This is a genomic window from Frankia sp. AgB1.9, from assembly GCF_016786355.1.
Lineage (GTDB): Bacteria > Actinomycetota > Actinomycetes > Frankiales > Frankiaceae > Pseudofrankia.
This window is the reverse complement of the sequence record NZ_JADWYX010000043.1, coordinates 17,149-41,292: the sequence shown is the minus strand read 5'-3', so window position 1 is coordinate 41,292 and position 24,144 is coordinate 17,149. Positions and strand designations below refer to the sequence as shown.

The 24,144-nt window shown below is 72.1% G+C and carries 20 protein-coding genes and 1 pseudogene; 10 read left to right on the top strand and 11 right to left on the bottom strand.

Features of this window, described 5'->3' with window-relative positions; translation table 11 throughout:
* Nucleotides 1–29: 29 nt before the first annotated feature.
* Entirely contained in the window at nt 30–2,312 is a 2,283-nt protein-coding gene (glgB, locus tag I6A60_RS18885; RefSeq protein ID WP_203023448.1) for a 1,4-alpha-glucan branching protein GlgB, read from the top strand.
* Nucleotides 2,313–2,376: 64 nt separating this feature from the next.
* Here glgB and I6A60_RS18880 read toward each other — a convergent pair whose 3' ends face one another.
* Complete coding sequence (locus I6A60_RS18880; RefSeq protein WP_238435743.1) at nt 2,377–3,414, bottom strand: tetratricopeptide repeat protein; 1,038 nt, start codon at nt 3,412–3,414, stop codon at nt 2,377–2,379.
* Between the two features lie 83 nt (nt 3,415–3,497).
* On the bottom strand, nt 3,498–3,803 hold the full coding sequence (locus I6A60_RS18875) for an MTH1187 family thiamine-binding protein (RefSeq protein ID WP_203023450.1): 306 nt from the start codon (nt 3,801–3,803) through the stop codon (nt 3,498–3,500).
* 352 nt (nt 3,804–4,155) lie between these two features.
* Between I6A60_RS18875 and I6A60_RS18870 the strand changes: the two genes are divergently transcribed.
* Nucleotides 4,156–5,799 carry a hybrid sensor histidine kinase/response regulator gene (locus tag I6A60_RS18870; protein ID WP_203023451.1) on the top strand — a complete coding sequence of 548 codons (1,644 nt, stop codon included), beginning with the start codon at nt 4,156–4,158 and terminating at the stop codon, nt 5,797–5,799.
* A gap of 3 nt (nt 5,800–5,802) precedes the next feature.
* Here the strand turns inward: I6A60_RS18870 and I6A60_RS18865 are convergent, their stop codons facing one another.
* From I6A60_RS18865 to I6A60_RS18845, 5 genes are all read right to left on the bottom strand, one after another.
* Complete coding sequence (locus I6A60_RS18865) at nt 5,803–6,312, bottom strand: cupin domain-containing protein (protein ID WP_203023452.1); 510 nt, start codon at nt 6,310–6,312, stop codon at nt 5,803–5,805.
* Nucleotides 6,309–7,337: a methylmalonyl Co-A mutase-associated GTPase MeaB gene (gene meaB, locus I6A60_RS18860; protein ID WP_203023466.1), complete on the bottom strand. Its 1,029-nt coding sequence runs from the start codon at nt 7,335–7,337 to the stop codon at nt 6,309–6,311. Before meaB ends, I6A60_RS18865 begins: the two co-directional genes overlap by 4 nt.
* A 17-nt stretch (nt 7,338–7,354) precedes the next feature.
* Complete coding sequence (locus I6A60_RS18855; protein ID WP_203023453.1) at nt 7,355–8,545, bottom strand: acetyl-CoA C-acetyltransferase; 1,191 nt, start codon at nt 8,543–8,545, stop codon at nt 7,355–7,357.
* A 492-nt stretch (nt 8,546–9,037) separates the two neighbouring features.
* Nucleotides 9,038–10,018, bottom strand: a complete 981-nt coding sequence (locus tag I6A60_RS18850; RefSeq protein WP_203023454.1) for a VCBS repeat-containing protein — start codon at nt 10,016–10,018, stop codon at nt 9,038–9,040.
* Nucleotides 10,015–10,572 (bottom strand): SigE family RNA polymerase sigma factor, encoded by a 558-nt coding sequence (locus I6A60_RS18845; RefSeq protein WP_013422151.1) that lies wholly within the window; start codon nt 10,570–10,572, stop codon nt 10,015–10,017. Before I6A60_RS18845 ends, I6A60_RS18850 begins: the two co-directional genes overlap by 4 nt.
* 888 nt (nt 10,573–11,460) lie before the next feature.
* Between I6A60_RS18845 and ccrA the strand changes: the two genes are divergently transcribed.
* Both ccrA and I6A60_RS18835 read left to right on the top strand, forming a co-directional pair.
* Nucleotides 11,461–12,834, top strand: coding sequence for a crotonyl-CoA carboxylase/reductase (gene ccrA, locus I6A60_RS18840; protein WP_203023455.1), 1,374 nt, complete (start codon nt 11,461–11,463; stop codon nt 12,832–12,834).
* 191 nt (nt 12,835–13,025) lie between these two features.
* Entirely contained in the window at nt 13,026–13,709 is a 684-nt protein-coding gene (locus tag I6A60_RS18835) for a sugar-binding protein (RefSeq protein ID WP_203042357.1), read from the top strand.
* Between the two features lie 125 nt (nt 13,710–13,834).
* On the opposite strand, the gene I6A60_RS18830 is transcribed toward I6A60_RS18835, so the two are convergent.
* Nucleotides 13,835–14,143: a hypothetical protein gene (locus I6A60_RS18830; RefSeq protein ID WP_203023457.1), complete on the bottom strand. Its 309-nt coding sequence runs from the start codon at nt 14,141–14,143 to the stop codon at nt 13,835–13,837.
* Nucleotides 14,144–14,225: 82 nt separating this feature from the next.
* Nucleotides 14,226–14,756 (bottom strand): YkvA family protein, encoded by a 531-nt coding sequence (locus I6A60_RS18825; protein ID WP_203023458.1) that lies wholly within the window; start codon nt 14,754–14,756, stop codon nt 14,226–14,228.
* A gap of 524 nt (nt 14,757–15,280) precedes the next feature.
* Here I6A60_RS18825 and I6A60_RS18820 point away from each other — a divergent pair.
* Together I6A60_RS18820 and I6A60_RS18815 are read left to right on the top strand one after the other, a co-directional pair.
* Entirely contained in the window at nt 15,281–17,053 is a 1,773-nt protein-coding gene (locus I6A60_RS18820) for a 3-hydroxyacyl-CoA dehydrogenase family protein (RefSeq protein WP_203023459.1), read from the top strand.
* Nucleotides 17,054–17,179: 126 nt separating this feature from the next.
* Nucleotides 17,180–17,653, top strand: a complete 474-nt coding sequence (locus I6A60_RS18815) for a hypothetical protein (RefSeq protein ID WP_203023460.1) — start codon at nt 17,180–17,182, stop codon at nt 17,651–17,653.
* A 13-nt stretch (nt 17,654–17,666) separates the two neighbouring features.
* On the opposite strand, the gene I6A60_RS18810 is transcribed toward I6A60_RS18815, so the two are convergent.
* Both I6A60_RS18810 and murA read right to left on the bottom strand, forming a co-directional pair.
* Nucleotides 17,667–18,356 (bottom strand): hypothetical protein, encoded by a 690-nt coding sequence (locus I6A60_RS18810; protein WP_203023461.1) that lies wholly within the window; start codon nt 18,354–18,356, stop codon nt 17,667–17,669.
* A gap of 326 nt (nt 18,357–18,682) precedes the next feature.
* Nucleotides 18,683–19,957: a UDP-N-acetylglucosamine 1-carboxyvinyltransferase gene (murA, locus tag I6A60_RS18805; RefSeq protein WP_307873751.1), complete on the bottom strand. Its 1,275-nt coding sequence runs from the start codon at nt 19,955–19,957 to the stop codon at nt 18,683–18,685.
* A gap of 228 nt (nt 19,958–20,185) precedes the next feature.
* On the opposite strand from murA, the gene I6A60_RS18800 reads away from it, so the two are divergent.
* From I6A60_RS18800 to I6A60_RS18785, 4 genes and pseudogenes are all read left to right on the top strand, one after another.
* Entirely contained in the window at nt 20,186–20,695 is a 510-nt protein-coding gene (locus tag I6A60_RS18800; protein ID WP_203023462.1) for an HD domain-containing protein, read from the top strand.
* Nucleotides 20,696–20,847: 152 nt separating this feature from the next.
* Nucleotides 20,848–21,510 carry an endonuclease NucS gene (gene nucS / locus I6A60_RS18795; RefSeq protein ID WP_013422141.1) on the top strand — a complete coding sequence of 221 codons (663 nt, stop codon included), beginning with the start codon at nt 20,848–20,850 and terminating at the stop codon, nt 21,508–21,510.
* 193 nt (nt 21,511–21,703) lie between these two features.
* Nucleotides 21,704–23,767, top strand: coding sequence for a protein meaA (locus I6A60_RS18790; RefSeq protein ID WP_203023463.1), 2,064 nt, complete (start codon nt 21,704–21,706; stop codon nt 23,765–23,767).
* 64 nt (nt 23,768–23,831) lie between these two features.
* A pseudogene (locus I6A60_RS18785) lies at nt 23,832–24,144 on the top strand (hypothetical protein); the annotation flags it as partial.

Below are 24,144 nucleotides of genomic sequence, written 5' to 3'. Positions count from 1 at the left end.
AAGACCGGAAGAGACGCGTGGGAGCTGAAGTGATCGACACTGACGACGGTCGCCCCAGGCCAGCGACGGACGGCCCGGCGCTCGCCGAGCAGCCGGTCCTCGCCCCGCCTGGTATCGACCTGCCACGCGGCGAGCTCGACCGGCTGGTCGGCGGCCGCCATCACCAGCCGCACGGCATCCTGGGAGCCCACCCGGCCGGTGACTGGACGATCGTGCGGGCGCTGCGCCCGGACGCGGTCAGCGTCACGGTCGTCGTCGGCGAGGAGCGCTACCCGACGACCCGGCTGCACTCCAGCGGTGTCTTCGCCGTGGCGGTGCCCATCGGCAAGGTGCCCGACTACCGGCTGGAGGTCGCCTACCCCGACTCCACCTTCGTGGTCGACGATCCCTACCGCTACCTGCCGACCGTCGGCGAGGTCGACCTGCACCTGATCGCCGAGGGGCGCCACGAACGGCTGTGGACGGTGCTGGGCGCGCACGTGCGCCACTACCCGACGCCGGGCGGCGGTGTCGTCAGCGGGGTGAGCTTCGCCGTCTGGGCGCCGAACGCCCGCGGCGTGCGCGTCGTCGGTGACTTCGACTTCTGGGACGGCCGGGCCTACCCGCTGCGCTCACTGGGCCACACCGGGATCTGGGAGCTGTTCGTGCCCGGCGTCGAGGCCGGCACCCGGTACAAGTTCGAGATCCTCGGCTTCGACGGCGTGTGGCGACAGAAGGCCGACCCGATGGCGACCCACACCGAGACGCCGCCCGCGACGGCCAGCGTCGTGTTCGAGTCCGACCACGTCTGGTCGGACGAGGCGTGGATGGCCGAGCGGGCCGGCACCGCGTGGCATGCCGCGCCGATCTCCGTCTACGAGGTGCACCTGGGCTCCTGGCGGCGTGGCCTGTCCTACCGGCAGCTGGCGACCGAGCTGGTCGACTATGTGCGCGAGGCCGGGTTCACCCACGTCGAGCTCCTGCCGGTCGCCGAGCACCCGTTCGGCGGCTCGTGGGGCTACCAGGTGTCGGCCTACTACGCGCCGACGTCCCGGTTCGGCAGCCCTGACGACTTCCGCTACCTGGTCGACGCGCTGCACCAGGCCGGCATCGGCGTGCTGGTCGACTGGGTGCCAGCCCACTTCCCGCGGGACAACTGGGCGCTGGGCCGGTTCGACGGCACTGCGCTCTACGAGCACGGGGACCCGCGCCGCGGCGAGCACCCGGACTGGGGCACGTTCGTCTTCGACTTCGGCCGGCCCGAGGTGCGCAACTTCCTGGTCGCGAACGCCCTGTACTGGTTCGAGGCCTTCCACATCGACGGCCTGCGGGTCGACGCCGTCGCCTCGATGCTCTACCTCGACTACTCCCGCAAGCCCAACGAGTGGATTCCGAACATCCATGGCGGCCGGGAGAACCTGGACGCGGTGTCGTTCCTGCAGGAGGTCAACGCGACGGTGTACCGCAAGGCACCGGGCGCGATGATGATCGCCGAGGAGTCGACGGCCTGGCCGGGAGTCACCCGGCCGACCCATCTCGGCGGGCTGGGCTTCGGCTTCAAATGGAACATGGGCTGGATGCACGACACGCTCGACTACATGACCAAGGCGCCCATCTACCGGATGTATCACCACCACCAGGTGACGTTCTCGATGGTCTACGCCTACTCCGAGAACTACATGCTGCCGTTCAGCCATGACGAGGTCGTGCACGGCAAGGGCTCGCTGCTGCGCAAGATGCCGGGCGACCGCTGGCAGCAGCTGGCCAACCTGCGCGCGCTCTACGCCTACATGTGGGCGCACCCGGGCAAGCAGCTGCTGTTCATGGGCTGCGAGTTCGGCCAGGACCGGGAGTGGGACGAGGCCACCACCCTGGACTGGGGCCACCTCGACGATCCCGGCCACCGCGGCGTCTTCAGCCTGGTCGGCGATCTGAACCGCGCCTACCGGGCGACGCCCGCGCTGTGGGCCAGGGACAACGACCCGAGCGGCTTCGGCTGGATCGACGCGAACGACGCGGAAAACAACGTCCTGTCGTTCCTGCGCTTCGGGGAGCACCCCGGCGAGCCTCAGGCCGGCGGCGCCGGCGCCACGATGCTCGCCTGCGTCACCAACTTCTCCGGCAGCCCGCACTACGGCTACCGGCTCGGCCTGCCCAGGACCGGCCGCTGGCGCGAGGTGCTCAACACCGACGCGGGCAGCTACGGCGGCGCCGGCCAGGGCAACCTGGGCGAGGTCACGGCCAGCGCCGAGCCGCACCACGGCCAGCCGGCCTCGGCCCCCCTGACGCTCCCCGCCCTCGCCACCCTCTGGTTCGCCTACGAGGGAGAGTAACCGCCCAGAGCACGACCGAACGGCCGGAACGGGTGCCCAGCGCGCCTGTTCCGGCCGTTCGTTCCTAGAACAGCGCCGCGGCGAGGGCTCGGCGGGCCGGGGGGACGGCGGGGTCGGCGTCGCCGAGGGCCTGGAACAGGCCGACGAGGTGGGCGCGCACCTTCTCCCGGTCGTCGCCGAAGGTGCGGCGGACCAGCGCCACCAGCTGGCCGAAGGCGTCCTCGATCTGCCCCTGGTGCACGATCATCAGATCGGCCGCGACGAGCGCGGCGTCGACGTCGTCCGGGTTGGCGGTGAGGCGGCGGCGCACGTCCGCCGGGTCGACGCCGCTCACCCGCTCCAGCAGGGTGACCCGGGCGAGCCCGAGGATCGCCTCCGGATCGGCCGGCGCCTCGCCCAGCCGGGCCCGGTACGCAGCGGCCGCCGCGGGCAGGTCGCCGCGCTCGATCGCCTCGTCGGCCGCGGTCAGGTTGGCGTCGCGGGCGGGGCCACCGCCACCGGCGCCGGGCAGGTCACCGAAGGCCTCGGCGACGAGGTCGAGGAGCTGGTCGAGCCAGCTGCGCACCTCGGCCTCCGGCAGCGCGCCGGTGAACTCCCCGATGATCCGGCCGCCGACGACCGCCTTGACCGCGGGGATGCCCTGGACCTGCGCGGCCTGGGCGAGGCCCGGGTTCGCGTCCACATCGATCTTCGCCAGCACCCACCGGCCGCCGTCGGCCTCGGCGAGGCGCTCCAGGATCGGGCTGAGCTGCTTGCACGGGCCGCACCAGTCGGCCCAGAAGTCGAGCACCACCGGCACCTGCAGGGACCGGTTGACGACCTCGTCGGCGAAGGTCGCCTCGGTGACGTCAATGATCACAGGGCCGGCTGGGCCACCCTCTGCGCCGCCGGCCGGCGGGCCAGCGGGCGGGCGGGCAGCGGCGGGCGGCGCGGCCGGCTTCGGGTCGAGCGGCACCGCGCCGGCCAGCCGCAGCCCGCCGAGCCGGTCCGGCAGCGGCCCGGCCTGGGTACGGGGGGACTGCCCGCGCGGGGGTCTGGCGCCGGGCGCGCCCTGTCGACCAGCCGCGGGTGGGACTGGAGGCCTACGTTGCATACCCACCATCGTGACACCTCCCACGGCGACCGAGCCGAGCCGGACACGACTGTTTTCCCGAACGTCCTGGAACCGTTCGAACGGGCGGGGCCTCAGGACTCGCCCGAGGACTCCAGGTAGCGCTCGACGGTTGCCACCTTGGCATGCAGGGCGTCGTGGGTGCCGGGGCGGATGTCGGCCTTCAGGACGAGGCTGACCCGCCCGCCGCCGGCGGCCACCGCCTCGGTCGCCCGGCGCACGACGTCCATGACCTCGTCCCACTCGCCCTCGATGGTCGTGAACATCGACGTGGTCTCGTTGGGTAGACCGCTGGCCCGGACCACTCGGACGGCCTCGGCCACCAGAGCGCCGACGTCCTCGCCGACGCCGATCGGGGTCACGCTGAAGGCGACAAGCATGGTTCACGGAATATCACGCCCCGGGTGCGCTGCCGCGCCCACCCCGTGGACGGCGAACACCCCAGGCTTCGGAACCGATTCGTCATGTGACGTTAACTCCGGAACGAGCCCGTCATGCTAACGAATGGTCGCATCGGGTCCACAGTGACGCTACGCCCGGCCGTGCCACGCAAACCCGCCACAACACCGGATGACAGCACGCCCTACCATTGGCCGCCGTGGGACGGACACGGGTGGCGTACACCCGCCGAGATCGCTCGGTGGGCCCTGACTCGCGCCACCACCCGGCCGAACCGCCCCTGTCCGTCCCGGTGCCCCCACGCCGCGGACGGCCCGACGGGATGTGGATCAGGTGAGCACCCGCACGCTGTTGGACGCACTGAACGACCTCGTCGTTGTGGTCGGTGCCGACGGACGTCTGCTCGACATCGGCGCCGCGGCGCGCGCCTTCCTCGGCGACCGGCTGGCCGGCGTGAGCTGCCTGCGTGAGCTCGCCGAGGTGGTCGAGCCGGCCTCGCGCGTGTCACCCGAGACCGTGCTGGACGGGCTGGCCCGCTTCGGCGAGTGGCGCGGCTCGGCCAACCTGCTGGACATGGCCGGCAACCCGGTGCCGTTCGACGTGACGATCCGGGCCGACCGGGCCGGTTGGGTCGCCCTCGTCGCCAGGGACGTCACCGACCGCCACGCCAGGGTGATCGCCGCGCGCGACTCCCGGGCCAAGGACGAGTTCATGGCCCGGCTCGGTCATGAGCTGCGCACCCCGCTGAACGCCATGCTGGGCTTCGCCCAGCTGCTGGAGCTGGAGCCGCTGCCGAACAACCTGCTCGACGACGTCCAGCGGATCATCACCGGCGGCCGGCACATGCAGGCGATCATCGACGACGTGCTGGACCTGGCCCGGCTACGGGCCGGCCGCGGCGACATCACGAAGGCGCCGGTCAACGTCCTGGACATCGTCGAGGGCGTGGTGGAGCTGGTCGAGCCGCTCGCGCAGCGGCGCGGCATCCGCCGGGTGATCCACCCGTCCGAGCCGCTGATCGTGGACGCGGACCGCCGCCGGCTCTGGCAGGTGCTGCTCAACCTGGTCGGCAACGCCCTGAAGTACGGCCGCGAGGGTGGCACCGTGCGGGTCGGCATCGTGCCGATCACCGGCGGGCGGCTGCGCATCGAGGTCGAGGACGACGGCCAGGGCCTGCCCCCCGACGCGATGGCCCGGCTGTTCCGCCCGTTCGAACGGCTCGGCGCCGAACAGACCCGGATCGAGGGCAGCGGGCTCGGGCTCGCGCTGTCGCACGCCCTGGTCACCGCGATGGGAGGCGTGCTGACGGCGGCGAGCCGGTACGGCGTCGGCAGCGTCTTCGCGGTGGTGCTCGACGCCGTGGACGTTCGTTACCCGCACCCCGACCCGGACCAGGACCCGTTCCCGCCGGGGATCGGCGGCCGGATTCCGACCGGCGCGAGCATGCGGGTCGTGCACGTCAGCGGCGACCCGGCGACCCGGGCCCAGGTGACCCAGACGCTGGCCCGCGCGTTCGGTGCCGACACCATCAGCGTGCCCCGCGGCGCGCTCGCGCTCGACGCCATCCACCGCGCCCAGCCGGACCTCATCATGATCGACCAGCAGCTGCCGGACACCACGGCCTCCGACCTGCTCGCCTACCTGTCCGGCGACCCCAAGGCCGGCGCGGTGCCCAACGTGATCCTCTCCGCGGCCGACGACGCCGCCGAGGCGCTGCGCCTGCGCCAGGCCGGCGCTCGGGACGTGGTCCCCTCGCCGATGGACACCGGCGCGCTCGTCATCGCCGTCAGGGGCGCCGCCGGCAGCGCCGCGACGGACCTGACCGGGGCCCATCTCAACGGCGGCCCACCGGCCAGCCCCCAGTACCCCGACGCCCAGTACTCCGACGCCCAGTACCCGGCGGCGCCTCAGTACCCTCCGGCACCCCAGTACCCTGCGGCACCCCAGTACCCCGCCACCACGCAGTACCCGACCTGACCCTCAGGACCGCGCGTCAGGGCGCTGGGGGCGCGGGCTGTGGAGCTCGAAGTCGGCGAAGTCGAAGCCGGGAGCCACCACACAGCCGACGAGGACGGCGTCGCCCGCGAGCGGGCGCGCCGTCTGCCAGTGGCCGGCGGGCACCACGGCCTGCAGCGCGTCGCCGCCGGCCGGGTCGGGACCCAGCGTGATCTGCTCACCGGCCACCGGGTCCGCCGCCGCGCCGCCGAGCGTCAGGGTGAGCCGGCCGCCGCCCTGCCAGAGCCAGATCTCGGCCGAGGCGACCCGGTGCCAGGCGGAGACCTCGCCGGGCTGGAGCAGGAAGAGGATTGACGTGGCGACCGGGCGGCTGCCACCGTGCGCCGGGATCTCGTCGGGGCTCGCCCAGGTCCGCCGGTACCAGCCACCCTCGGGGTGCGCCGCCAGCCCGAGCGCGGCGATCAGCGGGTGCTCCGCGGTCCCGGCCGGACCGGAGGAGCCGGGGCCGGGCGCGGGATCGGGGCTCGCGGTCACCGGTCTGGCTCCGGCGAGCCGGTCAGGGCGGCGATCAGGTCGTCGGCAGCCGTCCAGGGGTCGAGCCGCCCGGCCACGACCTCGTCGGCGAGCGCGCCGAGGTGACGGGAACCGCGGGTCTCGCCGAACCGGGCCCGCAGGCCCGCCAGGGCGATCTGCTCGATCTCGTCGGCGGCCCGCCTGGCCCGGCGGCGGGTCAGCTCGCCACTGGCCTCCAGCCAGGCCCGATGTGCCGCGACGGCGTCGACGACCTCGGTGACGCCCGTTCCCGCGGCCGCGACCGTCCGGATCACCTTCGGGACCCACCGCCCGTCGCCGGCCGCCTCGGCATTGCGCCCGCCATAGCCGGTCAGGCCGGAGAGACGGACCATGTTCGCCAGGTCGCGGTAGGTGTCGTCGGCGCCGGGGCGGTCGGCCTTGTTGACGACGAGAACGTCCGCGATCTCCAGAATGCCGGCCTTGGCCGCCTGGATGCCGTCGCCCATCCCGGGAGCGAGCAGCACCAGGGTGGTGTCGGCCAGCGAGGCGATGTCCACCTCGGCCTGACCGACCCCGACCGTCTCGACGAGCACGACGTCGTAGCCGGCCGCGTCGAGCACCCGCAGCGCCTGCGGTGTCGCCCACGACAGGCCGCCCAGGTGGCCCCGGGAGGCCAGCGACCGGATGTAGACGTCCGGGTCGGTGGTGTGCGCCGTCATCCGGACGCGGTCGCCGAGCAGCGCGCCGCCGGTGAAGGGCGACGACGGGTCGACGGCGAGCACGCCCACCCGGCGCCCCTGGGCCCGCAGCGCGCTCACCAGCGCCGAGGTGGACGTCGACTTGCCCACCCCGGGCGCCCCGGTGATGCCGATGACCTGCGCCGACCCGGCCAGTGGCGCGAGCAGCCGGGCGATCTCCCGCAGCCACGGCGAGCCGTCCTCGACCAGCGAGATCAGCCGAGCCAGCGCACGCGGCGACCGGTCCTCGACCGCCGCGGCGACCAGCGCCTCCGGGTTCGCGTACCCGCCCCGGACGGGAGCCGCCACCTGGCGGGGCAAGTGGGTCAGGAGGCGGCCGGCACGCGCAGGATCAGCGCGTCACCCTGGCCGCCACCGCCGCACAGCCCGGCCGCGCCGACGCCGCCGCCACGCCGGCGCAGCTCGTAGGCCAGCGTGAGGGCGATCCGGGCGCCGGACATGCCGACCGGGTGGCCGAGCGCGATCGCGCCGCCGTTGACGTTGACCACGTCGGAGGTGATCCCCAGCTCGCGCATCGACTGGATGCCGACCGACGCGAAGGCCTCGTTGATCTCGTAGAGGTCGACGTCAGCGGTGGTCAGGCCCTCCTTGGCCAGCGCGGTCTTGATGGCGTTGGCCGGCTGCGACTGCAGCGAGGTGTCCGGGCCGGCGACGAAGCCGTGGTGGCCGATCTCGGCGAGGATCGGCAGGCCGAGCTCCTCGGCCTTGGCGCGGCTCATGACGAGGACCGCGCAGGCGCCGTCGGAGATCTGCGAGGACGAGCCCGCGGTGATCGTGCCGTCCTTGGTGAAGGCGGGGCGCAGCTTCCCGAGGGTCTCGGCGGTGGTGTCGCCGCGGACGCCCTCGTCCTGGCTGACGACGATCGGGTCGCCCTTGCGCTGCGGCACCTCGACCGGGACGATCTCCTCCTCGAACAGGCCGTTCTTGATGGCCGCCGCGGCCCGCTGGTGCGACAGCGCGGAGAACTCGTCCTGCTCCGCGCGGGAGATGTTCAGCGGCACGTTGTACCGCTCGGTGGCCAGGCCCATGCCGATCCGCTCGAAGGCGTCGGTGAGCGCGTCGTACTCGGTCGCGTCGACCAGCTCGGTGGCGCCGTACCGCGTCCCGGCACGGCCGCCGAGCAGCATGTGCGGGGTGTTGGTCATCGACTCCATGCCGCCCGCGACGACGATGTCGAACTCGCCGCTGGCGATGTAGGTGTCGGCGAGCGCGATCGCGTCCAGGCCCGACAGGCAGACCTTGTTGATCGTGATCGAGGGCACGCTCAGCGGAATGCCCGCCTTCGCCGCGGCCTGGCGAGCCGTCATCTGCATGGAGCCGGCCTGGATGACCTGACCGAAGATCACGTACTGGACGGCGTCGCCGGCGACCCCGGCGCGCTCCAGCGCACCCTTGATCGCGACCCCGCCCAGCTCGACCGCGGAGAAGCCCTTGAGCGCCCCGGAGAGCTTGCCGATCGGGGTCCGCGCGCCCGCCACGATGACCGAACCAGGCATGGCTGCCTCCAGCAGAGGGGATTGCGAGTCAGGAAAGCTTTCTCCCAACACTAACGTGATCTTGCAGAACGTGCCGCCGGAGCGTGGCAAGCACCACCACCCGGAGCGCCCACACCTCCCGCCCCGAGCGAAACCTGGTGCAGCCGCCGGCAAGGTTCGCCGCTCCGGCGTTCCATGATCGCCGTTTCGGCCCTCCGGTGGTCGTCACCGGGCCTGTTTCGTAGCCACCAGAGGGCGAAAACAGCGATCAAGGTGACGGGCAGACGTTGGCGGCCAGTGGCCCGCCCCTGGACCAGCGCCCACCCCCGCACTCCAACCCCACCCCCGAATCACGTCGGAGAGGGCGCTCAGCGCCCGAACCAGGCGGATCCGGGGTCCCTGCCGGATCGGCGACAGGGTCCCTGCCGGATCGACGGAGTCGATCTGGGAGGTCGGCGATCTGGGAGGTCTGCCGCGGGCGCTCCGCGCCCGTTCGGGCCGATCCGCCCCGCCTCAGCCCAGCGAGCCGCAGCGGGCCGCGAAGGAGGGCGTCGCGGCGGCGGCCGCCATGGTGCTGGTGGCGGGGCTGCCCTGCTGGGACCAGCCGTCGAAGGTCGGCTTCAGCGTGGTGGTCGTGACCTGGTAGGTCTGGCCGCCGTCCGACGACTTCCCGTCGACGAACTGGATGCCGGTGCTGGCACAGGAGAAGCCCCACCCCTCGCCCGAACCGTCCGTGCCGGCCGAGAGCTGCCGGGGCGGCGCGGGCACCAGCTCGATGTCCCCGGGGGTGAGGTACCGCGCGACCGCGTACGTCGCGACGCCGTTGCTGGTACCCGTCTGGATGATCAGCTCGGCGAAGCCGTCGTCGTCCAGGTCGATCGCGGTGGACGGGCCGGGCGTGGAGCCGGCCGGGAGGGCCACCGGGGCCGAGCCGCCGCGGCTGAGGCTCACCACGACGCCGGCGCCGCTGGGACGGACCGAGTCGACCGTGCCGTCACCGTCGATGTCGCCGGCCTTCGCGGGCCGCGCCACGGGCGTCGGCCGGGTCTGGCTGCCCTTGTCGGTCGAGCTGGCGGAGGGGCTGACCGACCCGGTGGAGGTCGAGTGACCGGCAGTGGGGTCGCTCGACCCGGGGCCGGTCGACGCCGAGCTACTCGGTCCCGTCCCGCCCCGGCTGGGCGAGTTCGTGGGGTGGGGGCCCGGACCACTCGCGGTGCCGTCCTGGGTGCCCGCCGTGAGGCTGATCGGCGGCTGCACCTCGATGACGTGGTTCTGCTGCGACGGGCGCAGCAGCAGCACGGCCAGCGCGACGACGCCGGCGAGCACGACCCCGCCGGCCGCGAAGAGCGGCGCCCGCCACCGGCCGCGGCGCGCGACGCCGGCCTGAATCCGCTGGTAGGCCTCCGGCGACGGCCGGAGCGGCTCGACCGCGGCATGCAGCAGCCGGCTCAGCTCCTCAGGGCCGAGCACGTCCCGCTGCTCAGGGGTGTTCACCGTAGGTCCGCCAGCTTGGTCGACAGGGCCGCCAGGCCACGGGAGGTGTACGCCTTAACGGAACCGACACTGCACCCCATGACGGCGGCGGCGTCGGCCTCGGACATGTCGCCGTAGTAGCGCAGGACGACGGCCTCCCGCTGCCGGCGGGGCAGCTCTCGCAGGGCCTGCACGACCGCCGCGCGTTCGACGAGAGAGTAGGCCCCCTCTTCGGCGCTGGCGGCGTTGGGCATCGGCTTGGGAGCGTGCTTGAGCGCCACGAGGCGGCGCCGCAGCGTGGAACGGGCGAGGTTGACGACGGTCTGCCGTAGGTAGGCGAGGGCCTTGTCCTTGTCCTGCAGGCGTCCCCAGGCCGCATGGACGCGGATGTAGGCGTCCTGCACGACCTCCTCGCACAGACCGATGTCGTCCAGCAGCAGGGCCGCCAGCCGGACGAGTGAGCGGTAGTGCTCGGAGTAGAGCGCGGTCAGCGCCTGGTCCGCGTCTCGGGCCACGGCACTGCGGGCGGCGTCGCTCCGCGCAGGCACGGGCCGCCACCCTTCCACGACTGTCATGGGCGCGGTCACGACTGTTTGACGCCGACCGGGCCGTTTGGGTTGTCTTCACCGTTCTACCGCTTTGCGCCACGGCTAGTCAGCGGCATCGGTGAGAAACGGCGCTCCCCGCACCACCGCCGATCGCCGGGTTCGGGCGCTGAACGCCCTCCCCAACGCCGGTTCGGGGTGGGCGCGTGAGCTCCGGGGTCGTTCACGATCCAGCGCCGGACCTTCGACCGAGCGAGGCACGCCCCGACGACCGCGCACCACCACCTTGGTGCCCTTGATCTCCGGTTTGGCCCTCAACCGGACCCTGCCGGCGTCCTCGGCGGGCCCTGGCTGCCCGCGCGTGCCCTTGATCGCGGTTTTGGCCCTGCGATGGTCGTGCCGGAGGCGTTTCTACGACCACCCCAGGACCCAAACGGCGATCATGACCAGCACGCTGGCCCGCGATACGCAGCCCAGCGCCCGAACCAGGCAGATCGGCGAGACCGCGCGCTACGCGCCGACCAAGCAGGCCGCCCGAGCGAAACGCACCCCAGGTCCCGACCCTGGACCAGCTCCACCCCCGCACCTCACGCCCACCCCGAACCAGCGTCAGGGAGGGCGCCCAGCGCCCGAACCAGGTGATCGGCCAGCGGGCGCGGCGCGCCGACCCGGGAAACCACCCGAGCGAAACGCATCCCAGGTCCCGACCCTGGACCAGCTCAACCCACGCACCTCACGCCCACCCCGAACCAGCGTTAGGGAGGGCGCTCAGCGCCCGAACCAGGCAGATCGGCCAGAGGCGCGGAGCGCCGTCCCTGGCCGATGCCTCACTACGGCGCGACTCCGATGGCGGTTATCGATGACACTTACCGTGCCGCTCGAAGGACTGACTGCCGCTCGACCGCCGGAGGTAGACCCGTGAAGGACATCCTTGACGCCATCCTCGCCGAAGGGTCAGCAGCCGACCTTGCTGAAGGGCCAGCTGCTGAGACCCGCGAGAAGGAGTTCGCCAGGTTGCCCCTCCCCGAGTCCTACCGGGGGGTGGTCGTCCGCAAGGACGAGGTCGGCATGTTCGAGGGCATGGCCTCCCGGGACAAGGACCCGCGCCAGTCGCTGCACCTCGATGAGGTCGCCACCCCGGAAGTGGGGCCGGGCGAGGCACTCGTCGCCGTGATGGCCTCGGCGATCAACTACAACACCGTCTGGACGTCGATCTTCGAGCCGATGTCGACGTTCGGCTTCCTGGAGCGCTACGGGAAGACGTCGCCACAGGCGAAGCGGCACGACCTGCCCTACCACGTGGTCGGCTCCGACCTGGCCGGTGTGGTGCTGCGGACCGGGCCGGGCGTGCATGCCTGGAAGCCCGGGGACGAGGTCGTGGCGCACTGCCTGTCGGTCGAGCTGGAGCGGCCCGAGGGCCACAACGACACGATGCTCGACCCCGAGCAGCGCATCTGGGGATTCGAGACGAACTTCGGCGGCCTGGCCCAGCTCGCCCTGGTGAAGGCCAACCAGCTGATGCCGAAGCCCGACCACCTGAGCTGGGAGGAGGCGGCGAGTCCCGGCCTGGTGAACTCGACGGCGTACCGGCAGCTCGTGTCCCGCAACGGGGCGGCCATGAAGCAGGGCGACATCGTGCTGATCTGGGGTGCCTCCGGCGGCCTCGGCTCGTATGCCACCCAGATGGCGCTGCGCGGCGGCGCGATCCCGGTCTGCGTCGTGTCGTCACCGCAGAAGGCCGACATCTGCCGGTCTATGGGCGCCGAGCTGGTCATCGACCGCAATGTCGAGGGCTACCGGTTCTGGAAGGACGAGCACAACCAGGACCCGAAGGAGTGGCAGCGCCTGGGCAAGCGGATCCGGCAGCTGACCGGCGGCGAGGACCCGGACATCGTGTTCGAGCACCCCGGCCGGGAGACGTTCGGCGCGTCTGTCTACGTCGCCCGGCGTGGCGGCCAGATCGTGACGTGCGCGTCGACAAGCGGGTTCATGCACAGCTACGACAACCGCTACCTGTGGATGAACCTCAAGCGAATCATCGGCTCACACTTCGCGAACTACCGCGAGGCCTGGGAGGCCAACCGGCTGATCGCCCGCGGCCTGATCCACCCGACGCTGTCGCGGGTCTACCCGCTCGACGAGACCGGCCAGGCGGCCCACGACGTGCACCGCAACGTGCACCAGGGAAAGGTCGGCGTCCTGTGCCTGGCCCCCGCCGAGGGGCTCGGCGTCCGCGATCAGGCGCTCCGGGACCGCCACCTCGCCGCGATCAACCGGTTCCGCGGCATCTGACGGACTCGGCGGCCACGGATTGCATGCCGTCCGTACCTGTCCGGGACCAGCTCCTGGGCAGGTGGGCCGGTTTCAGAGCGCCCGAAACCGGCCGGAAACCATTGCGGCGGGGGTGCTGTGGAAGGCGCTCCACCGGGCGGTAGGGTTGCCCTTGTGACTAGGCACGCGACCGTCTGGATTGCTGGTCTGCTATGACCGAGCACTCTGACATGTTGCCAATGGGCGGCGAAGTCGAAGGCTCTCCCGGCTTCGACCTGGTTCGCCGCGGCTATGACCCCCACCAGGTGAACTCTCATGTCGCCTGGCTTATGGAACAACTCCGCGAGGCCGAGGCGCATCGCGCCGCCGCCGAGGCGGCGGCGTCGGAGGCGGCGGCCGAGGCCGCGCGCGTCCGCGACGACCTCGCGGCCGGCCGGCCGGCCTGGGACGACTTCGGCGGCCGGATCACCCAGATCCTGATGCTGGCCGAGGAAGAGGCCGCCACCGTGCGGTCCGAGCGGACCCGGGACGCCGACTCGCAGCTCGAGGAGGCCCGGCGGATCGTCTCCGACGCCGAGCACACCCGGGACCGGACGCTGCGCGAGGCCGACGAGCAGGCGGCCGGGATCGTGTCGACCGCGCGCGGCGAGGCCGAGCACATCATCGACACGTCCCGGAACAAGGCGCACAAGCTCGAGGACGAGTCGGCGCATCGGCTCTCCGAGCTCGAGCGGCAGCGGGACCAGGTCACCCAGCAGCTCGGCGCGCTGCGTAACCAGGTCACCCAGCAGCTGTCCGCGCTGCAGAACCAGCTCGCCGCCGCCACCGCGGCCATCGAGCTGCCCGGCCCGGAAGAGCAGAAGGCCGTCAGCTCGAAGGCCGGCAGCCGCATCTAGGCTGCCGCACCCAGGCGGCCCGGTTCCCCGAACGCCCGGCGCGGCCCGCGCCGGGCGGGGCATCGGGCTGGTCGCCGCACGGCCGGTCCCGCCAGCAGGGCACCCGGTTCAGTAGGGAGCCCAGTTCAGTAGGGAGCCCGGTACGGGCGCCCACCCGCGCGGCGGCGTGCCCAGCAGGGTGTGTGCCAGTGGCGCCGGCTGTCGGTGCGCCCGCTCGGCCAGACGACCATGTGCGGGGTGCCCGGCGGGACCTCGTGGTCGCAGCCGGGGCAGCGGTAGGGCTTGTCGCTCGTCGCTCCGGTCACCGGTCGCTGTGACCAGTCCTCGCCGTCGATCACCACAGATTCGACGAGCCATCCCGGCCGGGACTCCTGCTCGTCCTCCCGGGGCCGATCCTTCCGGGGCCGGCCCGATCCCCCGCGCCGTGGGCTCACTGCAGCGCCTCGGCCAGCGCCGTCCTCGACACATCCCCACCGCCGGAATGCCGCGCCTCCTGGCCGGCAGGACGCCGGCGGCTCACTTGCGGAAGCGGCCGCCGTCGGTCCGACGCGACGAGCCGGACGGGGCCGACTCGTCGACGCGGCCGACGACCTCGCCGTCGACGACGCGGTCCGAGTGGCCGAACCGCCCGCCCAGGTAACCGACCCGGCCGAAGGCCGCGCCGGCCAGCGTCGTCGCGAGCTTGGCCTTGCGCAGCGCGCCGGCGGGGCTCGCGAGCGCCGACGACGCCCCGATGAGCGCGTGGAAGGCCCGGTCGCTCCCCCGCCAGTGCTCGCGCAGGATCGGCTCACCCGCGCCGACGACCAGTCGGCGGAACGCGAAGGCGACCACCGCGACGTCGTCGAGCTGCCCGATGACCGGGATGACGTTGGTGATCCAGTTGCGCGGTGAGACGAGGTAGGCCAACGCGGCCCCGGCCTCGACCTTCGCCGACTGCGGCACCCGCGGATCGGCCACGACCCCGCGCAGCATGAGCACCAGATCGGGCAGGAAGGTAGCGACCTCTCGGCCGAACGTTCGTACCGCGTCCTTGTCCAAGGAGACCATCGGCCGACCCTTCCTCCCGTCCGGCTACCGGCGCCACGAGCCCTGCCGGAGCACCCCGCTTATCCAGGTCCGCTCGACCGTGTCCGCTCGACCGTGTCCGCTCGGCGGGCCGCCGCGGCGCCCGACGCCCAGCTGCCGACTCATCCTAGAACGGGCGTACGACCGCACAGTCCCCGGCGACGTGGTCATCCAGTCCTCGAGTACGCCCCCAATCCGCCCCAATCACCCGATCCGCCGGTCACGGCGGGAACGGACCGGCCGGCCGGGTCGAAATCGGGGGAGGTCAGCCGGATGCCCCCCGCCGGAGGGGGCCTTCGATTGCGGACCGCCCGCCCCCGTGACAACACTCGCTGTCACCGGCCGACCCCACGCTCGATGTACGACAGTCCACCTCGCGATCACGAGCTTGTCCGTCACCAATCTGGGAGAATTCCGCCCAGCAGCAGACGCTTGTGACATCCGACCCGCGCCGGCCGCGGGAGAGCCGGTGGACCGGCGCGCGGCACTTTCGACAGGGAGCTGACATGAGTCGTGAGCTGACGACGGTCGCGGTGGTCGGGCTCGGCACGATGGGCGCCGGCATCGCGGAGGTCCTCGCGCGGGCGGGCATCAGGGTGGTCGGCGTCGAGAAGGACGACGCGGGCCTGCGCCGCGGGCTCGGGCACCTGGCGCACTCGACCGATCGGGCGGTGGCCGGCGGCAAGCTGACCCCGGCCGAGCGCGACGCGCTGATCGCCCGGATCCAGGCCGGAACCGATCTGGCCGCCGCCGCCGACGCGTCGCTCGTCATCGAGGCGATCGACGAGGACCTGGACGCGAAGATGGCGCTGTTCGCGCGGCTGGACGGGCTCTGCCCGCCGGAGACCATCTTCGCGACGAACACCAGCTCGCTGTCGGTCACCCGGCTCGCCGCCGCCACCGGCCGACCGGCCCGGGTCGTCGGGACGCACTGGTTCAACCCGGCGCCGGTGATGGGCCTGGTCGAGATCATCAGCACGGTCGTGACCGACCCGGCGGTGCTCACCGACCTCGCGGCACTCGTCGAACGGGTCGACAAGAACGCGGTGACGGCGGGCGACCGGGCCGGGTTCATCGTCGACGCGCTGCTGTTCGGCTACCTGAACAACGCGGTCCGGATGCTGGAGGCGCACTACGCGAGCCGTGAGGACATCGACGCGGCGATGCGGTTCGGCTGTGGCCACCCGATGGGCCCGCTCGCGCTGCTCGACCTGATCGGCCTGGACACCGCGTACGCGATCCTGGACTCGATCTACCACACCTCTCGCGACCACCTGCACGCCCCGGCGCCGCTGCTCAAGCAGCTGGTGACCGCCGGCATGCTGGGCCGCAAGACAGGCCGCGGCTTCTACAGCTACGCCGGGCCCGACTCGCCCGAGGTGGTCGACCCCGCTCCCCCGGTGACCATCGCGGGCACGACCGAGCGGCCGGTGCGCACCGTCGGCGTCGTCGGCACCGGGACGATGGCCTGCGGCATCGCCGAGGTGCTCGCCAAGTCCGGCTACGAGGTCGTCGTGCGGGCCAGGACCGACGACAAGGTGGCCGCGGTCCGCAAGAAGGTCGAGTCGTCGCTGGCGCGTTCCGTCGAGAAGGGCCGGATGACCTCCGACGACCGGGACGCCACGCTGACCCGGCTGCGCGGGACGACCGAGCTCGCCGACCTGGCCGGCGCCGACCTCGTCATCGAGGCCGTCGTCGAGGACCTCGCGGTCAAGCAGGCGCTGTTCGCCGAGCTCGACCGGGTGGTGAAGCCGGGCGCCGTGCTGGCCACGACCACCTCGTCGCTGCCGGTGGTGGAGTGCGCGGCGGCGACCAGCCGGCCGGGCGACGTCATCGGCATGCACTGGTTCAACCCGGCGCCGGCGATGAAGCTCGTCGAGGTCGTGCCCACCGTGCTCACCGCGCCGGACGTGGTCGCGACCGTACTCGCCGTCGCCCGGGCCTCACGCAAGCATCCGGTGATCTGCGCGGACCGGGCCGGCTTCATCGTCAACGCGCTGCTGTTCCCGTACCTGAACGACGCGGTGCGGATGCTGGAGGCGCACTACGCGGGCGTCGAGCACATCGACACGGCGATGAAGGTCGGCTGCGGCCACCCGATGGGCCCGTTCGAGCTGGCCGACGTCGTCGGCCTCGACGTCACGCTGGCCATCCAGCGGACCCTGTACCTGGAGTTCCGTGAGCCCGGCTACGCGCCCGCGCCGCTGCTGGAGCACCTCGTGACGGCCGGCTACCTCGGCCGCAAGACCGGGCGCGGCTTCCACGACCACCGGCGTTAGTGGCGCCCGAGACGCGTTCCGGCGGACAACTTCGCGGCGACGTGCGGCGGATCAGAAAAGACAACGGGCGGACAACGCGCGAGGGTTGTCACCGGACGAATACTGGCGGATCGTTATCGTCTTTTTATGCGCCTTAGTGAGACAAACGCTTCGGTCCGTCGCCGCCTGGTGGTCTTTCCGCTCGCCCTGCTCACGCTAGGAATCGCATTCATCGGCTTTCCGTCGATGGCGCAGGCCGCCGGGCCCTGCAGCGCCGCAGATCTGTCGAATCAGGGGTACTTTTTCGTCGAACGCATTTATCCGCGTTTGAACGGCACGGGTTCGGCCGAGTACGGCGCCGCCATTGAGACCTGGGTGAAAGGCAGCCTGAAGGTCGCGCGAGGCGCCAACTACATCGCCAACGGGAAGACCAACCTGCTCATGACCGCTGGAACGGTGTACGGCGGCACCAACCTGGGCGTCACCGGTGGCATCGGCACCGCGCCCAGTGGGGGCTGGTGCTCAACTGTCACTAGCAACTGGCAGGTGAGCACCCAGCTGCACTACACGATTGGCCAGAATTACTATACGACTGGCGAGATCGCGCCGTTCGGTCAGTGAGACCGGCGGGACTTCAGCCAGGGGCGTTGCAGATCTCTGGGTGGTTTCCCCAGACCGCGGTCATGCTCTGGGGAACCTTGCCGCAGGCACCTGCACCGCTGGCGACGACCTTCCATGGGTCGCTGCCGACCCGCTCCCAGACGTGCAGCCGGTTTATCGCGACCGCGGTGCTCGTGGTGTCGGCGAAGCCAACCGCCCAGAACTGGTCAGAGGCCGCGCCGGTTCCCTGAACTGCGCCGTACAGCAGGCCCTGCGGGATCGTGATGGACTGGTCCGTCAGGCTGGCCCTGCTCGTGGCAGCCTGCGCGTTGGCGGTGCCCGCGACCGGCGAGCCCGCCGCGAGGTAGACCTCGGACCAGGTCTTGCGGCCCGCCCTGGCGAGGGCGTCGTCGGCAGCGGCCCAGGCGAGTGCCGTGCGCACGATCGGCGACATGCTCTGGTCGAGGGTGACGTTGACGGCCGTTCCAGGAGCCCGATTGGCCGCCCAGGGGGCAGGCGCCTGGGATGGCTCGCGCGCGGGCGCCACGACGGCCGGGGCAGCCGAGCCCGATCCCTGCTTGCTGGTGGGCGCGGTCAGCAGGCCGATCAGGATTCCCAGGAGGGCCGCTGCGACGAAGGCGCCGATGATCACGGGCCGGCGCCGCTGCTCCACCCAGGCCTTCCAGGGCACGCCACTGGCGCGAGCATCAGAGCCCGCCGGCATCGGTACATCCATGTCCAGCACGTGCCTCCGTTCGGCCTGCGCACCTTTCCCCCTACCGCTCCGGGGGACGTGGGCCTCCGGCGTGCACTCGAAGGCAGGATCGCACAGCGTCGAGCATGATCCTGCCTCCGGGGTGCGCTGTCGCCACGGACCCGACGGCGGAACGCACCGCCCGACCGCGAGCGGTGTGGGACGCCGCCCCACCTGTCGACCGGTCGTTCCCGCGAGCCAGCTCAGGCAGTCCCGCGGTCGGTTAACAGTGATACGGCTCGCACGGATGCAGTATGCCGGGTGAGCGACGCACGGGCGGGTGAGGCCGCCGTCGGTCAGGCTGCGACGGCGTCGCGCTCACGGCGGATGTCCGCGCCGAGCGCGCGCAGGTTCTCCACGAAGCCCGCATAGCCGCGGTCGATGTGATGGACCTCGTGTACCTCGGTGATGCCGTCCGCGACCAGTCCGGCCAGCACCAGGCCGGCGCCGGCGCGCACGTCCGAGGCGGAGACCGAGGCGCCGACGAGCTGGGTGGCCGGGCGGACCACCACATGGTGCCCGTCGGTTCGCAGCTGCGCGCCCAGCCGCAGCAGCTCGCGGCAGAACACGAAACGGCTGTCGAACACGTTCTCGGTGATCAGCGAGACACCCTGGCTGACCGCCTCCAGCGCGATGATCTGAGGCAGCAGATCGGTCGGGAACCCCGGGTACGGCAGGGTGACCACGTCGATGGAGCGGGGCCGGTCATCCATCGAGACCCGGAACCCGTCGCCACCGACGTCGACGATGGCTCCGGCGGCGGACAACTTCTCCAGCACGATGCCGAGATGCTCGGCCCGACCGTTACGGATGAAGACGTCGCCACAGGTCATGACGGCGCCGATCGCGTAGGTGCCGGCGACGATCCGGTCCGGCACCGTCTCGTGGGTGGCGGGCCGCAGCTCGTCGACGCCCTCGATGACCAGCGTCGAACCGCCGATGCCCTCGATCCGCGCGCCCATCTCGGTCAGGAACTGGCACAGGTCGGCGATCTCCGGCTCACGCGCGGCGTTGTCGACGACCGTCGTCCCTTTGGCGAGAACCCCCGCCATGAGCAGGTTCTCGGTCGCGCCGACGCTCGGGAAGTCCAGCCAGATGGCCGCCCCCTGCAGCCGGCCGGACGAGCGCGCGACCAGGACGCCGTCCTCGATGTCGACCACCGCGCCCAGCCGGCGCAGGCCGTTGACGTGCATGTCCAGTGCCCGCGAGCCGATCGCGTCGCCGCCGGGCAGCGCGACCTGCGCCTCGCCGCAGCGGCCGACGAGCGGGCCCAGGATGGCCACCGAGGCCCGGATCCGGCGCACCAGGTCGGGATCGGCGGCCGCGCCCGGAGTGGCGGGCGTGTCGATGGTCATCGACCCCGTGGCGACGTCACGGCGGACCGTGGCACCGAGCGTGGTCAGCACGTCGGCCATGACGTCCACGTCGAGGATCTCGGGCACCGCGGACAAGGTCGTCACGCCGGGCGCCAGCAGGCTCGCGGCCATGAGCTTCAGGACCGAGTTCTTCGCCCCCGGGATGAGGACCTCACCCGCCAGCTGACATCCGCCGGTCACGACGAAGCGTTCCACGGAAAGCGATGCTAGGGCTTGCGTGGACCCTCTTGTGCCTCCACGGGATCGCAACGGCTGTCCTTCACCCGATACGGGCTCATCCCGCGTAGCCTCCGGCATGTCCCGCCCCTTCCCGGCGCATTGACCCGCCAAGCCAGAGTCGAAGAGTCCCATCCTCCAGGACCAGGTCGGGACCCGTCCGGCCGGTTGGGCCGACGTTCACCGGCCACGGCTACCGTGAGGCCCATGGCGCGTCCTGAACCAGGCATCGCCGCGACGGAGTCGTTCGCGGCCGAGATGCACGCCGGCCAGCTAGACAAGGCCGGGGAGGAGTACATCGGGCATCCGCTGCGGGTCTGCGCGACGGTCGGGCGCACCGCGTCCGCTGCCGGCGTCGACCCGGTGCACGCCCAGCTGGCCGCGCTGCTGCACGACGTCGTCGAGGACACCCCGGTGACCCTCGCGAACCTGGCCGAGCGCGGGTACTCACCGCGGGTCGTCGCGACGGTCGACGCGCTGACCAAACGCCCGGATGAGCCGGTCAGGGCCTATCTGGCCCGGGTCGCGGCCGACCCCGCCGCCGTTGTCGTGAAGCATGCCGACATGGCCGACAACGGCGACCCCGTCCGGCTGGGCCGGCTGCCCGCCGAGGAGGCCGACCGGCTCACCCGTCGCTACGTCGCCCGGCGGGCGATGCTCGACGAACTTGTGGTCGCGCGAGCCGCGACGCCGCCCGGCAGGCACGGCAGCGGCTGAGACGGCAGCGGCTGAGACGGCCCCGGAGCCCCCGGCCGCGCCTCGCCGATTCCACGAGACCAGGGCCGCCCAGATCGGGCGATGGCGGGCCTTCGGCGACCAAGGCGGTACCTGCGCCGGGTAGTGGGCGACTGGCGCGATAACGTGGCCGGGTGCGCCTCGTGATCGCTCGGTGCAGCGTGGACTACGTCGGACGGCTCAACGCGCATCTTCCCAGCGCGGTGCGGCTTTTGCTGATCAAGGCTGATGGTTCGGTCTCGATCCACGCCGACGGCCGTGCTTACAAGCCGCTGAACTGGATGAGCCCCCCCTGCGTGCTGGCGGAGGGCGAGGGCGTCTGGCGGGTCACCAACAAGGCCGCCGAGACCCTCGTCATCACGATCGAGGAGATCGTGCACGACTCCACGCACGACCTCGGGATCGACCCCGGTCTGCGCAAGGACGGCGTCGAGGCCCACCTGCAGGTGCTGCTGGCCGACCGCCCCGACGCGATCCGGCCGGACCTGACCCTGGTGCGCCGCGAGTACGAGACCGGGATCGGCCCCGTCGACCTGCTCTGCCGGGCCGGCGACGGGTCCACGGTCGCCGTCGAGATCAAGCGGCGCGGCGAGATCGACGGCGTCGAGCAGCTGACCCGGTACATCGCCCGGATGACCGACGACCCGGCGCTCCCGCACCCGGTGCACGGCATCCTGGCCGCGCAGTCCATCACCCCGCAGGCCCGCCTGTTGGCGAGCGACCGCGGCCTGTCCTGCGCGACCGTCGACTACGACGCCCTACGCGGCCTGGAGCCGTCCATCCCCACCCTTTTCTAACCAGGCCGACCGGCCGGGGCCATGAACAGCCAAGATCCGACCCCTTGACGCTGGTCGAGCCGTTTGATGACAGTTCGCTTCGCGGGCGCGCGAGCGGGTGGCGCCGGTACGCTTTCGCCGTTGGCCACGATCTGGGGGTCGCGGCGGCGCGCTGCGTGCCCGACCTCCCCAAAGGCGAGGGGACGGCTGGCCAATGGCCGAGGAACAGGGGTCCCCGCCGGCAGCGGAAGCGCCCTCCGGGGCGGCGACGGCGTCGGAGGGTCGTAAGGAACGGGACCGGCCCTGGATCATCCGGACCTACGCTGGCCACTCCAGCCCGGCGGAGAGCAACGCCCTCTACCGCCGCAACCTCGCCAAGGGCCAGACCGGCCTCTCGGTCGCCTTCGACCTGCCGACCCAGACCGGCTACGACCCGGACCACGTGCTGGCCAGGGGCGAGGTCGGCAAGGTCGGGGTCCCGGTGGCCCATCTGGGGGACATGCGGGCCCTGTTCGACCAGCTCCCGGTCGAGAAGATGAACACCTCGATGACGATCAACGCGACGGCCATGTGGCTGCTCGCGCTCTACCAGGTCGTCGCCGAGGAGCAGGGGGCCGACCCGGCCCTGCTGAACGGGACGACCCAGAACGACATCATCAAGGAGTACCTGTCCCGGGGGACGTATGTGTTCCCGCCCGGCCCGTCGCTACGGCTGATCACTGACCTGATCGCCTACACGGTCACCGAGATCCCGAAGTGGAACCCGATCAACGTCTGCAGCTACCACCTGCAGGAGGCCGGGGCCACGCCGGTGCAGGAGCTGGCGTACTCGATCTGCACCGTCATCGCGGTGCTGGACGCCGTCGTCGCGTCCGGTCAGGTGCCGAGCGAGCGGATGGGCGACGTCTGCGCGCGCATCTCGTTCTTCGTCAACGCCGGCGTCCGGTTCGTCGAGGAGCTGTGCAAGATGCGCGCCTTCGTGGCGCTCTGGGACGACCTGCTGCGCACCCGGTACGGCGTCGAGAACCCGAAGCACCGCCGCTTCCGGTACGGGGTACAGGTCAACTCACTCGGCCTGACCGAGGCGCAGCCCGAGAACAACGTCATCCGCATCGTCCTGGAGGCGCTCGGCGTCACGCTGTCGAAGGACGCGCGTTGCCGGGCGCTGCAGCTGCCGGCGTGGAACGAGGCGCTCGGCCTGCCACGGCCGTGGGACCAGCAGTGGTCGATGCGGATCCAGCAGATCCTCGCCTACGAGACCGACCTGCTGGAGTACGAGGACATCTTCACCGGCTCGGTCGTCGTCGAGCGCCGCGTCGGCGAACTGGTGGCGGCGGCGAAGGCCGAGATCGACCGGGTGCAGGCGATGGGCGGCGCGGTGACCGCCGTCGAGTCCGGCTACATGAAGTCCCAGCTGGTCGGTTCACAGGCGCTGCGCCGCGCCCGGATCGAGAGCGGCGAGGACGTCGTCGTCGGCGTCAACCGCTTCACCGAGACCGAGCCGAACCCGCTGCTCGCCGACCTGGACGCCGCCATCCAGACGGTCGACCCCGCGGTCGAGGAGGCCGCCCGAAAGTCGCTCGCCGGCTGGAAGGCGCGGCGCGACCCGGCCGTCGTCGACGAGGCCCTGCTCGCGCTGCGCGAGGCGGCCAAGACCGAGGCCAACCTGGTGCCCGCCACGCTGGTCTGCGCCCGCGCCGGGGTGACGACCGGCGAGTGGTCGGGGGTGCTGCGCGAGGTCTTCGGCGAGTACCGCGCTCCCACCGGCGTCTCCGGCGTGGCCGTCGGCGCGATCGTCGGCGCCGGCTCCCAGGGCGACGAGCTCGCCCTCGTCCGGGCCCGCGTGGCGGCGACCGGCGACGAGCTGGGCCGCCGGCTGAAGGTCCTCATCGGCAAGCCAGGCCTCGACGGCCACTCCAACGGCGCCGAGCAGATCGCCGTGCGCGCCCGCGACACCGGCTTCGAGGTCGTCTACCAGGGCATCCGCCTGACGCCCGAACAGATCGTCGCCGCCGCCGTCCAGGAGGACGTCCACCTCGTCGGGCTGTCGATCCTGTCCGGCTCGCACCTGGAGCTGGTCCCCCAGGTCCTCGACGGCCTGCGCGCCGCGGGCCTCGCCGACCTCCCGGTCGTCGTCGGCGGCATCATTCCCGACCGCGACGCCGAGACGCTGCGCGCCGCCGGCGTGGCCGCCGTCTACACCCCCAAGGACTACGGCCTCACCGACATCATGTCCGGCTTCGTCGACATCATCCGCGCGGCAAACGGCCTGTTGTAGCCGCCCTGGAGTCCCCAGCAGCGATCATTGGGTGGGGACAGATCGAGTGGTGAGGGGCCGGCGGATGCGGATACGCGAGGCCATCAGCGCGTCGTTCAAGAGCGCCAACGAGGACGCCTACGGCAGTCGGGACGACGGCCTCTGGGTGATCGACGGTGCGACCCCGCTCGACGAGGCTCCGCTGGTCGCGGGCGTCAGCCCGGCGGCCTGGCTCAGCCACACGGCGAGCGAGATCCTTCGCGACCTTCCCTGGGCGGGACGCTCCCTTCAGGACGTCATGGGGTCCCTGATCGGGCCGCGGGGCGCTCAGGGCGCCGCGCATGGGTTGGCCGGCCGGGAGTTCCCGCCCCCCGCCCTCTCGCGGGTTAGCCGCGCGG